This is a genomic window from Sphingopyxis sp. BSNA05 (assembly GCF_013265645.1).
In the GTDB taxonomy this organism is placed as follows: domain Bacteria; phylum Pseudomonadota; class Alphaproteobacteria; order Sphingomonadales; family Sphingomonadaceae; genus Parasphingorhabdus.
On record NZ_PYIA01000136.1, the window covers coordinates 51,289 to 65,758 of the forward strand.

Below are 14,470 nucleotides of genomic sequence, written 5' to 3' on the forward strand. Positions count from 1 at the left end.
CCCGGCATGACCGCTGGCGAGCAGTCGAAGGTATTCGACAGTTTCGCCCGTTCGCGGGATCAGAAAGCCAACGAGAAATCGGGTGGTCTCGGCCTGCCGCTGGCGCGCCAACTGGTCCGCGCCCATGGTGGCGATCTGACGCTGACCTCCGAACCGGGGCAGGGGACGCTGGTCACCCTGCATCTGCCGAGGCAATGACAGCATGATGATCTTGCAAAGCGAGCAAGCCACCCTGGATGTCGGTCGGAAACTGGGCGCGCTATTGCGTGCGGGTGACAAGATCGCGCTGCGCGGCACGCTCGGCGCCGGAAAGACGACATTGGCGAGAGGCATTTTGGAAGGACTGGGCTATGGCGCCGAAGTGCCCAGTCCGACCTTTGCGATTGTTCAGCCCTATGAACCGCCGGAAACCCGAATCCCGGTCGCCCATGTCGATCTGTACCGGATTGAAGATCCGGAGGAGATTCCCGAACTCGGTCTGGAGGAAGCGCTGATCGACGGCGCCATGATCGTCGAATGGCCGGACCGAATGCCGGACAGTTTCTGGACCGATGCACTTAATCTTCATCTGGAAATTACCGGGGAGGGCAATCGCCGGTTGACTTGGACCGCCGGTGACGCTTGGAACGATCGATGGCCATTGACATGAAACCGCCGCCAGCAGCGGTAGAATTTTTGCAGCAGAACGGGTGGAATGATGCCCATATTTCACCGGTCGCCGGAGATGCGTCCTTCCGGCGTTATTTCCGTGTCCAAGATGGTGAGCGGGTTGCGATATTGATGGATGCACCGCCGCCGCACGAAGACCCGAAGCCGTTTATCGATATTGCCGAGTATCTGGTCGGCGCCGGCTTTGCAGCGCCCGCAATCTTCGCCCGCGATCTCGATCAGGGACTGGTGCTGCTGGAGGATTTCGGCGACCAGCGGATGCGCGAGCATCTCGACGATCATCCGGAGGACGAGGACGCAATCTATCGCCGGGTGATTGATCTGCTGCGAGACCTGCACAAGCACCGGCAGCGGCGCTGCCGCCCTATGACGAGGCGCAATATTTGCGCGAAGTGAATTTGCTGACAGAATGGTATTGCCCGGCACAGCAGCTGGATGTCGATACAGAAGGCTTCGAGGCCATCTGGGGGCAAATTCTCACGCCCGTGATCGCGGCCCAGAGGCCGCCGGTCACGGTGATGCGGGACTATCATGCCGAGAATATCATGCTGCTGGAAGACGGGCGGCTTGGCCTGCTCGACTTTCAGGACGCGCTGATGGGGCATCCTGCCTATGATCTGGTGTCGATGCTGCAGGACGCCCGTCGCGATGTGCCTGACGCGTTGGAAGAGGATATGTTGGCCTATTATCTGTCCGACCATGATCAGGACGCGGCAGAGCAATTTCGAAGCCATTATGCCATCCTCGGCGCACAGCGAAACACCAAGATTATCGGCATCTTCACTCGTCTTTGCATGCGGGATGGAAAGGCACGCTATCTCGATTTCCTGCCGCGAATGTGGCGCTTGCTGGAGAAGGACCTGCGGCATCCTGCGCTTGCACCTGTCGCGAATTGGTTTGACCAGAATATCCCGATTGCCGTTCGCAGCCGACCGATGGCTGGCTCGAAAGAAGCCAAATGACCAAGGTCGACACCGCGATGGTCATGGCGGCCGGGCTGGGCACGCGCATGCGGCCGCTTACCGACACGCGGCCCAAGCCCTTGGTCGAAGTCGCCGGCAAGGCAATGATCGATCATTGTTTCGAGAAGCTCGTAGAAGCCGGAATCGGCAAGGCTGTCGTCAATGTTCACTATCTCGCCGATATGATGGAAGCGCATCTGGCCGCCTTGCCCTATCCGATCGATATTCAGGTGTCCGACGAGCGGGTGCAGTTGCTGGAAACCGGCGGCGGACTGGTGCAGGCCGAGCCGCTGATCGCCGAAGATATTTTCTACTGCATCAACAGCGACAATCTCTGGACCGATGGTCCCGCCAACAGCCTGATGCAGTTGGCAGAAATATGGGACGAGGACAGGATGGACGCGCTGCTGTTGCTGATTGAGCGGGAAGCCGCTCACAATTATCAGGGCGACGGGGATTTCCATCTTGATGACGAGAAGCGGATTTCGCGCAAGCTTCCGGACCAGACAGCGCCGTTGATTTACTCCGGCATCCAGCTGATCTCCAAACGATTGCTGCGCGATGCGCCCGCAGGCGCTTTTTCCACCAATATATTCTGGGAGCGCGCCATCGGCGAGGGGCGCCTGTTCGGCGCGGTTCACGAAGGCCAGTGGTTCGAGGTTGGCTCGCCGCAAGCGATAGCGCCGACAGAAGCCGCGCTGGCGCATGTCTGACCGCCGCCGGCCATCGATCTACAATATCGCCGCGCACGGCGGCTTCGCCGATGCGCTGGCACAGGGGCTGATCGACCGTTTTGCCAAGGATGCTTTCGGGCTGGCCCGCGGTCTCGTCATATTGCCCAACAACCGCGCCCAGCGGGCGTTGCAGGAAGCTTTTGTCCGGCTGAGTGAAGACGGGCTGTTATTGCCGCAAATGGCGGTGATCGGCGACCTTGATCTGGACGAATCCATCGGTGTCGCGCTCGATTCCGGGGAACTGGCGCTCGATATTCCGGCAGCTGTCGATCCGATGGATCGCCTGCTCACACTGGCGCAATTGATCCAGAAGGAAATCCGGCTGCGCGACGACGCCATATTGGCCAAGGACGCGCTGCGGCTGGCGCGCGAGTTCGCCAGCACGCTCGACCAGCTGAATGTCGAGGAAATCTCGCTGTCCGACCTGATGAAGACGGAGCCGGAGAGCCTCGACCTATCCAGCCACTGGCAGGATTCCTACCGCTTCTTCCTGATCATCGCCGAGAAATGGCGGCAGCAGCTGGAAAAATGGCAGCGGGTCGACCAGGCGGTGCGCCGCAACGCCCTGTTCGACCATATCGCCAAAAGCTGGAAGACCTCGCCACCCGACCATTTTGTCGTTGCCGCCGGCATCACCACGTCTGCTCCCGCGATTGCCCGCTTTCTGGAAACCATAGCCTTCATGCCACAAGGACTGGTGGTCCTGCCCGACCTCGACCTGATCATGCCGGACGAGGAATGGGATATGCTGGGGCCCTTCCAGCCCGATCCGGACAGCGGCTATATAAAGCGCGCGCAGGAGACCCATCCGCAATATCATATGAAATTGCTGCTCGACCGGATGTCGATCGCGCGGGGTGAAATATTGCGCTGGCCGCGCACCGGCGAAAGCGGCGCCGCTGCCAAACGTAGCCGGGCGCTGAGCAATGCTTTTGCGATCCCGAAGCTGACGGTGCGTTGGCAGACACTGGAAAGCAGCGAACGCAGCCTCGCCGGGGTGCAGACGATCGAGGCGCGTAACAGTGCCGAAGAAGCGCAAGTCATCGCGCTGCTGGCGCGCGAGGCGCTGGAAGACCCGGACCAGCGGGTGGCGATTGTCACGCCGGACCGGTCTTTGGCAACGCGGATATCCGCCCATCTGAAACGCTGGGACATCCAGGTCGACGACACGGCGGGACAGCCGCTGGCGAAGCTGCCGGAGGGCGTATTCTTCCTGAACCTGCTGTCGGCGGTCGCGGACGGTTTTCCGCCCGCGGAATTTCTCGCCCTGCTCAAGCATCCGCTGGTGCAGCGCGGCGAAGGGCGGCTTTTGTGGCTCGACCATGTCCGCAGGCTCGACCTGTTGCTGCGCGGACCGCGGCCGGCGCCGGGACTGGCGGGCATTGACGCGCTCTTGCGGACCGACAATCACCGGACGAAGAAATTGCGCGCAGCAATCACGCCATGGTGGAAATCGACCCGCACGATGTTCGAGCCCATCGCGACGCTTTTTGCGGCGCCGCTCGACTGGCCGAAACTTCTCGACCAGCTGCGGCAACTCGCCGAGAATTTGACCGAGGGCGCGATCTGGGCCGGTCCCGGCGGACGGGACCTGGCCGACCTGCTGGCAAAGCTGCAGACCCGCGCGGAAATGGGACCGATCCGGATAAAGGCGAACGAGCTGCCCGGCTATTTCGAGACCCTGATGGCCGATATCTCCGTGCGCCCGCCTTACGGCGGCCACCCGCGGATCGCGCTTTACGGTTTGCTAGAAGCGCGACTTCAACAGTCGGAACTGGTGATCTGCTGCGGCCTTAACGAAGGCAGCTGGCCGCAAGCGATCACTCCCGACCCGTGGCTCGCGCCGATGATCCGCAAGTCGCTCGGACTGCCCGCGCAGGAACGGCAGATCGGCCTCTCAGCTCATGATCTGGTCGGCGCAATGGGAGCAAAAAGGGTCATTCTCTCCCGCGCCCACCGCGATGACTCCGGCCCGGCCATTGCCTCGCGTTTCCTGCTCCGGCTGAAGGGCATGTGCGGGGACAATCTGAAGGAACATCCGCAGGCCCGCGCGTGGCTTTCGGCAATCGACCAGCCGGCAAGCGAACCCGCGCCCTATGTCCGTCCAACGCCGCTGCCGAGCAGGGAACAGCGCCTTATCCCGATTTCGGTGACCCAGGTCGACAGCCTGATCGCCGATCCTTATTCCTTCTACGCGAAAAAGATCATGGGCTTTGCCGCCCTCGACATGATCGACGCCGACCCGAGCGCGGCCTGGCGCGGCACGATCATTCACGACATTCTCGACCAGTGGGCGAGAGAGGATGATTATGCGCCGGCGGCTTTGCGCCAGCGGGCGAAGGCTTTCCTGGACGATCCTGGCCTGCACCCGCTGATGCGCAGCTTGTGGGCGCCGCGCCTGCTCGAAGGGCTGGACTGGATCGCTGCCACGCTGGCCGAGGGCCGTAAGACTGGCCGCGAACCGCTGGCCTCGGAAATTTACGGCAAGGCCGAGATCGCCGGTATCGAACTGTCGGGTATCGCCGACCGCATCGACCGGATGCCCGATGGCGGTATCGCCATTGTCGATTACAAGACCGGCGGCGCGCCGAGCAACAAGGCGGTGGCCGAGGGCTATAATCTGCAGCTCGGCCTGCTCGCCGCCATCGCCGAACTGGGCGGCTTCAAGGATATCGAAGGCGAGGCGGTTGCTTTCGAATATTGGTCGCTGGCGAAAAAGGGCGGCACCGACGAATTCGGCTATATCCGCTCCCCCGCAAAAGGGCGCGGCGAGAATATCATCCCGGCGGACGCGATGGTCGACCATGCCGTCGCCCGGTTCAACGAAGCCGCCGATCATTATCTCAAGGGCAGCGAGCCGATGACCGCCAAGCTGCATCCGGAATATGCCCGCTATGCCGACTATGACCAGCTGATGCGGCTCGAAGAATGGTACGGCCGCGCGCGGCGGAGGCTCCGGACCATGAGTAGCGAAAAGCCGAAAATCTTTCCGCTGAAGGACCGGCAGATCGATGCGGTCGAACCCGATGCCCATATCTGGTTGAGCGCTTCGGCCGGGACCGGCAAGACCCAGGTTCTGACCGCTCGGGTGTTCCGCTTGCTGCTTACCGAAAAAGTCGATCCCGAGCATATTCTCTGCCTGACCTTTACCAAGGCGGGTGCTGCGGAAATGGCGGAGCGGATCAACCGTCAGCTGGCCGCCTGGGTGCGGATGGATGATGTCAGACTGGCCAGCGATCTAGCCGCAATCGGCGCGTCGACCGGACCGGAAAGCAGAGATCGCGCGCGGACTTTATTTGCCCGCGTACTCGATGCGCAGGGCGGCGGCCTCAGGATCATGACAATCCACGGCTTCTGCCAGTCCTTGCTCGCGTCGTTCCCGGAAGAGGCCGGCATCGCCTCGATGTTCAAGCCGATCGAGGATCGCGACCAGAAGATATTGGCGCGCGAGGCCTTGGGCGATTTGCTGCTTGAGGAAGAACAGGCCGGCGCCCGCAGATTGTCGAGGCGATCCAGCGCCTGAGCGTGAGGATGGGCGAGGAGGCGACCGAGCAATTTCTGATGACTTGCGCCGCCAAGGCCGAAGCCATGGACGGGCTGCCTACCGGCATCTTGCCCTTCGTCCGTCAGCTGCTCGGCCTGCCGGTCGACGGGGATGCCCAGTCATGGCTGGCCAGCCGCTGCACAGATGAAGCCATTGATCTGCGCGCAATCACCCTGTTGCGCGATGCGATGGCGGAAGCCGGCGGCAAGAAGGAACAGGAGCGGCAGCTCGCGATCCGCCTCTGGCTGAGCCTCAACCCGCAAGAACGCGCAGCAGCCTTGCCTGATGTTCATCTGGCTTGGGCGACCAAATCCACCGGAGCCCCGCCCAAACCCACGAAAGGCCTGCTCAAAGCTCTGCCGGACTATGATTTCATCGCCGGATCGCTGTATGAATGGAGCAGCGACCTTCTCGGAAAAGCGGTCCTGTTCGAATATGCCGACCTGTTTGCGGGCGCACTGCAGGCCGGACAGGCTTTCTACTATCGCTATGCCGATGCCAAAAAGCTGCACGGCGTGGTCGATTTCGACGATATGATCCGGATGACCGCCCGGCTGTTGCAGAAAAGCGATATGGCAGAATGGATCCGCTACAAGCTCGACCAGCGTACCGATCATATCCTGATCGACGAGGCGCAGGATACCAATGTCGCGCAATGGGATATCGTCCGCGCGCTCGCCAGCGAATTTTTGCCGGCATGGGCGTGGAGCCCGAGCGGCACCGGACATTGTTCACCGTGGGCGATTTCAAACAGGCAATCTTCGGCTTTCAGGGTACCAGCCCGCATAATTATGCCAATGCGCGCACCGAATTTTTCGCGCTGGCAGAGGCATCGGAACAGCCGTTTGGCGATCTGTCGCTGGACCGCAGTTTCCGCTCCTCACCGCCGATATTGAAAGTGGTCGATGCGACGCTGGAACAGCTCGGCCACGAACAACTGGGGCTCGATCATCGGGTCCCTGAACATCGCAGCAACTATCAGGATGCGAGCGGTAGCGTGACCTTGTGGAAACCGATTGCCAACAGAAGCGATGCCGACGATGAGGACGAGGAATCCTGGGCCAGCGAAGAGAAAAGGGTCTTTGCCCAGCAGCTGGCTGTGCAGATCAGGCAATGGCTGTCGCCGGAAAACCCGCTTTGGCTGGAACGGCAAAAACGGGCGCTGCAACCCAAGGATATATTGATATTGGTGAGCAAGCGCGACGAGCTCAGTGCGCTCATCGTTGCCCGTCTGTTTGCCGAAAAGGTTCCGGTGGCGGGGATTGATCGTATCCGCCTCAACCAGCCGCTGGTTGTGCAGGATCTGCTCGCGGCGATCCGCTTCGTGCTGCAGCCCAATGACGATCTCAATCTCGCCAGTCTGCTGGTGTCGCCGCTGCTCGGCTGGAGCCAGGAGGATTTGCTGGCGCGCGGTCATCGCGGCAAGGACCATGGCGAGAAAAGTCTTTGGGAATTTCTGCGCAGACAGGACGGCCTGGGAGAGCAGATAAAGCCGTTGCAGCAATTGCTGGCGATGGCCGATTTCAACACGCCTTACCAATTTCTCGAAACGATCTTGTCCGGCCCGATGCAGGGCCGGCGCAAATTGCTGTCCCGCCTCAGCCATGCGGCGGTCGACCCGCTGGACGAGCTGCTGGCGACCGCCCTGGCTTTCGAGCGAGACCATATCCCGACCTTACAGGGTTTTCTCGACTGGTTCGACCGTGGCGATGTAGAGATCAAGCGGGAGCAGGTCGAGGGCGGCAACGAAGTGCGGCTGATGACCGTGCACGGCGCCAAGGGATTGCAGGCGCCGCTAGTGATCCTCGCCAATGCGACCTTTGACCCGGCGAGTAAGAAAAGCGGCGGTTTCAGCATCAAACTGGGCGAGGGGACCGATCGCGAGCTGGAATATCCGGTGGTGCCGGTCCGCAAGGCAGAGCGTGTCGGCATTTTGGCCGAACATGCCGCTTATGCCGACAAGGTCGCGATGGAGGAACATTGGCGGTTGCTTTATGTCGCGATGACCCGGGCGGAAGAACATCTGGTCGTGGCTGGCGTTCTTGGCCCCAGAGCGAAAGGCGAAGTGCCGGAACTGAGCTGGTATGGGGCGATGGAGCGCGGTCTGACGGCCTTGGGCAGCGAATGGCGCGAAGATCCGGACTGGCAGGCTGTGCGGGAATATCGGACGGAGAGCCGGAACAGGCCCGTTGCACCGGCAGCCCCCGAACGGGCTGCTGACGGGGCAGGGGATCATCTGCCGCCACCGGACTGGCTGTTCCGGGCTGCTCCGGAAGAATCCCGCCCGCCGCGACCCTTGACCCCCTCGCATCTCGGCCCCGACGATGCCAGCAATCCCCCGCCGGACCTGACCATGCGTGACGCTGCCGAACGCGGGATATTGTTGCACAGCCTGTTTCAGCGATTGCCGAATATCGCGCCGGCGCGCAGGATGGATGTCGCCGACCGCTGGCTGGAAAAGCAGAAGCAGATCACCGATCCGGCGCGCCGTTCGGAGATCATCAAAACGGTTCTGGCGGTCATGGACAACCCGACCTGGTCCGCTCTTTTTGCGCCGGAAAGCCTTGCAGAAGCGCCGATTGCTGCGGTTGTCGGCGACCATGTTATTTCCGGTACGGTCGACCGTTTGCTGATCACCGATGACCAGATCTATGTCGTCGATTTCAAGACCGGTCGCCGGGTGCCGGAAAGCGCCGAACAGGCGCCGGTCGCCTATCTGCGCCAGATGGCGGCCTATGTCGCCGCGCTGGAAAAGATTTTTCCGGATCGTCCGATCAAGGCAGGGCTGCTCTATTCGCACGGCCCGCAAATGCTGGAACTGGCCCCGGATCTGATTGAGCGGCACAAGCCGGGCTTTGAGCCGATATGAAAAAGCTTTCCGCTACCGCGCTTGAGCCGAGGCCTGACCATAACTAGATAGGGTCTGAACAATTGGAGATTCGTTATGGCTACCAAAGCAATTACCGACGCAAGTTTCGAAGGCGATGTCCTGAAGGCTGACGGCCCCGTGCTCGTCGATTTCTGGGCGGAATGGTGCGGCCCCTGCAAGATGATCGGCCCCGCGCTGGAAGAAATCAGCGACGAACTGGCCGGCAAGGTGACCATCGCCAAGCTCAATATCGACGATAGTCCCGATGCACCCGCCAAATATGGCGTGCGTGGCATCCCGACCATGATATTGTTCCACAATGGTGCACCGGTTGAAACCAAGGTCGGCGCGGCTCCGAAAAGCCAGCTGAAAACCTGGCTTGAATCCAGCCTACCTGCCTAGTTTCTGAAAATATCCCCGAGCCGCTCGGCTGCCTCGTCCCAGAGTTTCGGGGATGAGGCGCCGAGCAGGCCTTTCCTGCGGTCTGCGGGGCGATAGTCCGATCCGTCCCAACGCGCGCATTTTCCCCCGGCTTCATTGAGAAACAATACCCCGGACGCATGGTCCCAGGGCAGTGTACGCTTGAATACGGAGAGATGGTTGGTTCCCTCGACCAGTCTCGGATATTGCTCGGCGGCGCAGCGCGGAATATCGACAATTTCGTAAAAAGGCTGCGCTGCGGCGAGCAGAGTGTCGCGCTCTTCCGGCGTCATGAACCCGGTTGCTAGGGCTGCCACCGGCCTGTCCGGATGGTCTTCCGGAACCGTGACCCGCTCCCCGTTTATGAGGCGCCGCCGTTTTTGGCCGCGTGGCAGATGCGCCCGGTCAGCGGATCGTAAAGCCAGCCGGCGACGGTTTCATTCTCCTCGACCAAGGCAATCATGATCCCGAACGGCCCCGTCCGGCAGCATAATTGCCGGTCCCGTCGATCGGATCGATGATACAGACCTGGCCGTCGGCCAGTTGGTCCAGCACCGATTCATCGGCGGCAAAGGCTTCCTCGCCGACAATCTTGGTCTCCGGCAGCAAGGCCGAAAGCGCCCCGGCGATATATTCCTCGCTGAGCTTGTCGGCGACGGTCACCAGATCGCCAGGTGTTTTCTCGTCAATCTGGTGCGATGTCAGATTCTGGTAATAAGGCAGCACAATATCACGCGCCGCCTTTTCGATGATGTCGAGGACGGGCTGATATAGAATATGCAAGGACCTAACTCCTGTAATCGGCGTTGATTTCGATATAGCCGTGAGTGAGGTCGCAGGTCCAGACCGTTGCCCGGCCTTCGCCCAGACCAATGTCGACCGTAATATCGATTTCTTTGCCTTTAAGATGCGCTGCGACGGGTGCCTCGTCATAATCCGGCACAACCAAGCCGTCGCGGGCGACGGTGACGCCGCCAAAGCCGATCGCCAGCCGGTCACGGTCCGCCGGCTCACCGGCCTTGCCGACCGCCATGACGACCCGCCCCCAATTGGCGTCCTCGCCGGCAATGGCGGTCTTGACCAGCGGCGAATTGGCAATCGAGAGGGCAATGCGCTTGGCGCTGTCATCGCTCTCCGCACCGGTCACAGCGATTTCGATAAATTTGCTCGCGCCTTCGCCATCGCGGACCACCAGATGCGCCATTTGCATGCACAGATCGCTCAGCGCCGCCTGGAAGGCATCGGCACCATTGTCGTCAAAGGACGTCAGGGCAGGGGCCGTGCTTTTCCCTGTGGCGAAAGCCAGCACGGTATCACTGGTCGACGTGTCGCTGTCGACGGTGATGCAGTTGAAGCTTTTGCCGTCGCCGCGCTCAGCATCTGCTGCAAAAAGCCGGCCTCCACCGACGCATCGGTGAAAATATAGCCGAGCATTGTTGCCATATCCGGGGCGATCATGCCCGACCCTTTGATGATGCCGCTCAGATGAACGGTCTTACCGCCGACGACGGCGCTCGCGGTCGCCATTTTCGGGAATGTATCGGTCGTCATGATCGTTGCCGCGGCCTCTTCCCAGCTGCAGGGATCCGCTGCAAACACCGCTTTCAGGCCCGCTTCGGCCTTGTCCTGCGGCAAGGGCACGCCGATCACCCCGGTCGAGGACACGAATATCTCATGTTCCCCGCAACCAAGATGCGCCGAGGCTAGAGACAATATTTTCTGCACGGCCGCGATGCCGCGCGCGCCGGTAAAAGCGTTGGCGTTGCCGGCGTTGACGACCAGACCGCGCGCCTTGCCGCCTTTCAGCGCTTCGCGGCAATATTCGACTTCCGGCGAAGGGCATTTGCTTTGCGTCAGCACCCCTGCGACTGCTGTGCCCGCTGCCAGTTCGACAAAGGTCAGGTCGCAGCGGTCCCACTCCTTGTACTGCGCGCGGGCAATGCGGCAGGATACGCCCTCGATATCCGGTAAAACGGGAGATTGTGCTGGCGCCAGGGGCGAAAGTTTGTCCGACACTTAACTTGCCTTTATACAATGTTTTGATAGAACGCGCTGATATGACGAGGCCTTGTCCATGAACGCATATTTTGCAAGTTTTATGTTGCTGCTATTCAACGCTGTCGGCCTCGCCGTGCCCGCGTCGGCAGCGGCTGCGGAACGCGTGGTGCCGGAACTGGGCAGCGCGGCGAGCCTGTCGGAGGCCGCAGAGGCCGAATCCTCCGCCATTATCGCAGCGGCCGTTTATACGCTACCGGATCACCAGTCCTGCGCTTGGGCCGAAGCCTGCCTGGTCGCGTCGCGCACTATCGGAAAACCGGCAGTAACATGCCGGACTGGGCCGTTGTCGCGATGCGCAGCGAAGCCGGCGACAAGCTGGAGCATGAAGAAGGCGCGCCCTAGCGCCATTTTCTGTTTCGCCGATATTGAACGGCGAAAGACTCTCCCCAAATTCATCCTGTTCGCGGCCGGCTACCGGCCGTCAAAATTTACAAATTGGAAAATGTCATGTTCGGCGGTTTAGCCAAATCCATCTTCGGGTCAGCCAATGACCGGTACGTCAAATCCATGCAGAAAGTGGTCGATGCGGTCAACGCGTTCGAAACGGAAGTCGAACCGCTCTCCGACGCTGAACTGGCGGCCAAGACCGTGCAGTTCAAGGAACGGGTCGCCGGCGGCGAGACGCTCGACGACATATTGCCGGAAGCCTTTGCGGTCGTTCGCGAAGCGGCCAAGCGGACGCTGGGCCAGCGGCATTATGATGTCCAGCTGATCGGCGGTATCGTGCTCCATCGCGGCGAAATCGCCGAAATGCGGACCGGTGAGGGCAAGACGCTGGTCGCGACGCTCGCCTGCTATCTCAACGCGATCGAGGGCAAGGGCGTCCATGTCGTCACCGTCAACGACTATCTCGCCCGCCGTGATGCGGAATGGATGAGCCAGGTCTATAATTTCCTTGGTCTGGAAGTCGGCGTGATCGTCCCCAATCTGGGCGAGGCCGAGCGCCGCGCAGCCTATGCGGCGGACATTACCTACGGCACCAACAATGAATTCGGCTTCGACTATCTGCGCGACAATATGAAGCACGAGCGCGCCCAGATGGTCCAGCGGCCGTTCAATTTCGCGATCGTCGACGAAGTCGACTCGATCCTGATCGACGAGGCGCGGACGCCTTTGATCATCTCCGGCCCGACCGACGACAAGTCCGACCTCTATCTGCAGGTCAACGCGGTGGTCCAGCACATCACCGAGGAAGATTACGAAAAGGACGAGAAATCACGCAATATCTCGCTGACCGAAGAAGGCACGGAAAAGGCGGAACGCCTGCTCGAGGAAGCCGGTCTGCTGGTCGGTGACAATCTCTATGATTTCGAGAATACCCAGGTCGTCCACCATCTCAACCAGGCGCTGATGGCCAATGTCATGCGCAAACGCGACACCGACTATATCGTCAAGGACGGCAAGGTCATCATCATCGACGAATTTACCGGCCGGATGATGGACGGACGGCGCTGGTCCAACGGCCTGCACCAGGCAGTGGAAGCCAAGGAAGGCGTCCAGATCGAGCCGGAAAACCAGACCATGGCCTCGATCACCTTCCAGAATTATTTCCGCATGTATCCCAAATTGTCCGGCATGACCGGCACGGCGGAAACCGAAGCGGCGGAATTTTTCGAAATCTACAAGATGAATGTCGTCACCATTCCGACCAACAAGCCGGTCCAGCGGATCGACGAGAATGACGAATTCTACAAGAATACGCTCGACAAATTTGCCGCCATTGCAAAGACCGTCAAGGAACATAGTGACAAGGGCCAGCCGGTTCTGGTCGGCACCGTGTCGATCGAGAAATCCGAGCTGCTCTCCGACTTCCTCAACAAGGAAGGCGTGAAGCATAATGTGCTAAACGCCCGCTTCCACGAGCAGGAAGCGCATATTGTCGCGCAGGCCGGTTCTCCCGGTGCGGTGACGATTGCGACCAACATGGCCGGTCGCGGCACCGATATCCAGCTTGGCGGCAATATCGATTTCCGGATCGAGGAAGAACTTGCCGATATGGAAGAGGGGCCGGAACGGGACAAGGCCATCGCCAAGATCGAGGAAGAAGTCCGGGCGCTGCGCGAGGAAGTACGAGCGGCAGGTGGTCTCTTTGTGCTTGGCACCGAGCGGCATGAAAGCCGCCGGATCGACAACCAGCTGCGCGGCCGTTCCGGTCGCCAGGGCGATCCGGGGCTGAGCCGTTTCTATCTCTGCCTCGAGGATGATCTGCTGCGCATCTTCGGCACCGAAACGATGTTCGCCAAGATGATGAACAAGAATCTCGAGGACGGCGAGGCAATCGGTGGCAAATGGCTGTCGAAAGCCATTGAAACCGCCCAGAAAAGGTCGAGGCGCGCAACTATGAAGCGCGCAAGCAGGTCGTCGAATATGATGACGTGATGAACGACCAGCGCAAGGTGATCTACGAGCAGCGCTCGGAAATCATGGATGCCGACACGGTCGGCGATGTCGTCGAGGACATGCGGCACGAAACCGTCAACGCAATGGTCGCCGATGCCTGTCCTCCGGGCAGCTATCCCGAGCAATGGGATATCGAAGGGCTGAAGACCCGCGTCAAGGACGTGCTCAACCTCGCGCCCGATATCGACAGCTGGCTGCAGGAAGACGCCGTCGAACCCGAGCTGATCGAGACTCGGATCGCCGAGCTGGCCGATGCCGACTTTGCTGCGAAAAAGGCGCAGGTCGATGCCGAGAAGCCCGGCGTGTGGGAGGATATCGAAAAGTCGATCCTGCTCGAATTGCTCGACCATCACTGGAAAGAGCATCTCGCCACGCTCGACGCGCTGCGTCAGGTTGTGTTCCTGCGCGCCTATGCCCAGAAAAAGCCGCTCGACGAATATAAGCAGGAAGCCTTTGGGCTGTTCGAGCGGATGCTGGAAATCATCCGCGAAGGCGTGACGAAGACCATCGCGATCAGCCAGTTCCACCAGCAGGAAGAGCTGGTTGTGCCCGATCTGCCGGAATTGCCCGATTTCCTGACCACGCACATCGATCCGCTGACCGGCGAGGATAACAGCAATGATATCGACGGCGGCACCCTGGGGACCGTATCCACCGCCTTGCCGCCACGGCAATCCGGACAAATGGACAATCCGCAAGATGCCTTCGACGGCAGCAAGGTCAGCCGTAACGCGCCATGCCCCTGTGGTTCGGGCCGCAAATACAAGCATTGCCACGGCAAGTTTTGATCTGAAACACCGGCAGCCGGGCGGGA

At 60.7% G+C, this 14,470-nt stretch carries 8 protein-coding genes and 4 pseudogenes; 10 read left to right on the forward strand and 2 right to left on the reverse strand.

Going from position 1 to position 14,470, the window contains the following annotated elements; translation table 11 throughout:
• The first annotated feature begins 6 nt into the window (after window positions 1–6).
• From C8024_RS23655 to trxA, 8 genes and pseudogenes are all read left to right on the forward strand, one after another.
• Window positions 7–198 carry a sensor histidine kinase gene (locus C8024_RS23655; RefSeq protein WP_367947384.1) on the forward strand — a complete coding sequence of 64 codons (192 nt, stop codon included), beginning with the start codon at window positions 7–9 and terminating at the stop codon, window positions 196–198.
• A gap of 7 nt (window positions 199–205) precedes the next feature.
• Window positions 206–649 carry a tRNA (adenosine(37)-N6)-threonylcarbamoyltransferase complex ATPase subunit type 1 TsaE gene (gene tsaE / locus C8024_RS15695; protein WP_173207004.1) on the forward strand — a complete coding sequence of 148 codons (444 nt, stop codon included), beginning with the start codon at window positions 206–208 and terminating at the stop codon, window positions 647–649.
• Window positions 646–1,631 (forward strand): annotated as a pseudogene (locus C8024_RS15700) (aminoglycoside phosphotransferase family protein). The gene tsaE and the pseudogene C8024_RS15700 overlap by 4 nt, the downstream one beginning before the upstream one ends.
• Complete coding sequence (locus C8024_RS15705) at window positions 1,628–2,344, forward strand: nucleotidyltransferase family protein (RefSeq protein ID WP_173206845.1); 717 nt, start codon at window positions 1,628–1,630, stop codon at window positions 2,342–2,344. Before C8024_RS15700 ends, C8024_RS15705 begins: the two are co-directional and overlap by 4 nt.
• A complete protein-coding gene (gene addB, locus C8024_RS15710; RefSeq protein ID WP_367947385.1) occupies window positions 2,337–5,888 on the forward strand; it encodes a double-strand break repair protein AddB in 3,552 nt (1,183 codons plus the stop codon). Before C8024_RS15705 ends, addB begins: the two co-directional genes overlap by 8 nt.
• A gap of 8 nt (window positions 5,889–5,896) precedes the next feature.
• A complete protein-coding gene (locus C8024_RS23660) occupies window positions 5,897–6,805 on the forward strand; it encodes a UvrD-helicase domain-containing protein (protein WP_367947388.1) in 909 nt (302 codons plus the stop codon).
• Window positions 6,806–7,668: 863 nt separating this feature from the next.
• On the forward strand, window positions 7,669–8,778 hold the full coding sequence (locus C8024_RS23665; protein WP_367947389.1) for a PD-(D/E)XK nuclease family protein: 1,110 nt from the start codon (window positions 7,669–7,671) through the stop codon (window positions 8,776–8,778).
• Window positions 8,779–8,853: 75 nt separating this feature from the next.
• A complete protein-coding gene (trxA, locus tag C8024_RS15720) occupies window positions 8,854–9,180 on the forward strand; it encodes a thioredoxin TrxA (RefSeq protein ID WP_100095014.1) in 327 nt (108 codons plus the stop codon).
• Here the strand turns inward: trxA and C8024_RS15725 are convergent.
• Both C8024_RS15725 and argJ read right to left on the reverse strand, forming a co-directional pair.
• Window positions 9,177–9,981: pseudogene (locus tag C8024_RS15725) on the reverse strand (inositol monophosphatase). The gene trxA and the pseudogene C8024_RS15725 sit on opposite strands and share 4 nt — an antisense overlap.
• 4 nt (window positions 9,982–9,985) lie before the next feature.
• Window positions 9,986–11,214: pseudogene (argJ, locus tag C8024_RS15730) on the reverse strand (bifunctional glutamate N-acetyltransferase/amino-acid acetyltransferase ArgJ).
• A gap of 58 nt (window positions 11,215–11,272) precedes the next feature.
• Here argJ and C8024_RS15735 point away from each other — a divergent pair.
• Window positions 11,273–11,719, forward strand: coding sequence for a hypothetical protein (locus tag C8024_RS15735; RefSeq protein ID WP_173206848.1), 447 nt, complete (start codon window positions 11,273–11,275; stop codon window positions 11,717–11,719).
• Window positions 11,704–14,444, forward strand: a pseudogene (gene secA, locus C8024_RS15740) (preprotein translocase subunit SecA). Before C8024_RS15735 ends, secA begins: the two are co-directional and overlap by 16 nt.
• Window positions 14,445–14,470 lie beyond the last annotated feature (26 nt).

Bases quoted from the DNA above. Each gene is read 5' to 3' on its own strand.
- C8024_RS23655 (WP_367947384.1), top strand. From the start codon at position 7: ATGACCGCTGGCGAGCAGTCGAAGGTATTCGACAGTTTCGCCCGTTCG.
- tsaE (WP_173207004.1), top strand. From the start codon at position 206: ATGATCTTGCAAAGCGAGCAAGCCACCCTGGATGTCGGTCGGAAACTG.
- C8024_RS15705 (WP_173206845.1), top strand. From the start codon at position 1,628: ATGACCAAGGTCGACACCGCGATGGTCATGGCGGCCGGGCTGGGCACG.
- addB (WP_367947385.1), top strand. From the start codon at position 2,337: ATGTCTGACCGCCGCCGGCCATCGATCTACAATATCGCCGCGCACGGC.
- C8024_RS23660 (WP_367947388.1), top strand. From the start codon at position 5,897: ATGGGCGAGGAGGCGACCGAGCAATTTCTGATGACTTGCGCCGCCAAG.
- C8024_RS23665 (WP_367947389.1), top strand. From the start codon at position 7,669: ATGACCGTGCACGGCGCCAAGGGATTGCAGGCGCCGCTAGTGATCCTC.
- trxA (WP_100095014.1), top strand. From the start codon at position 8,854: ATGGCTACCAAAGCAATTACCGACGCAAGTTTCGAAGGCGATGTCCTG.
- C8024_RS15735 (WP_173206848.1), top strand. From the start codon at position 11,273: ATGAACGCATATTTTGCAAGTTTTATGTTGCTGCTATTCAACGCTGTC.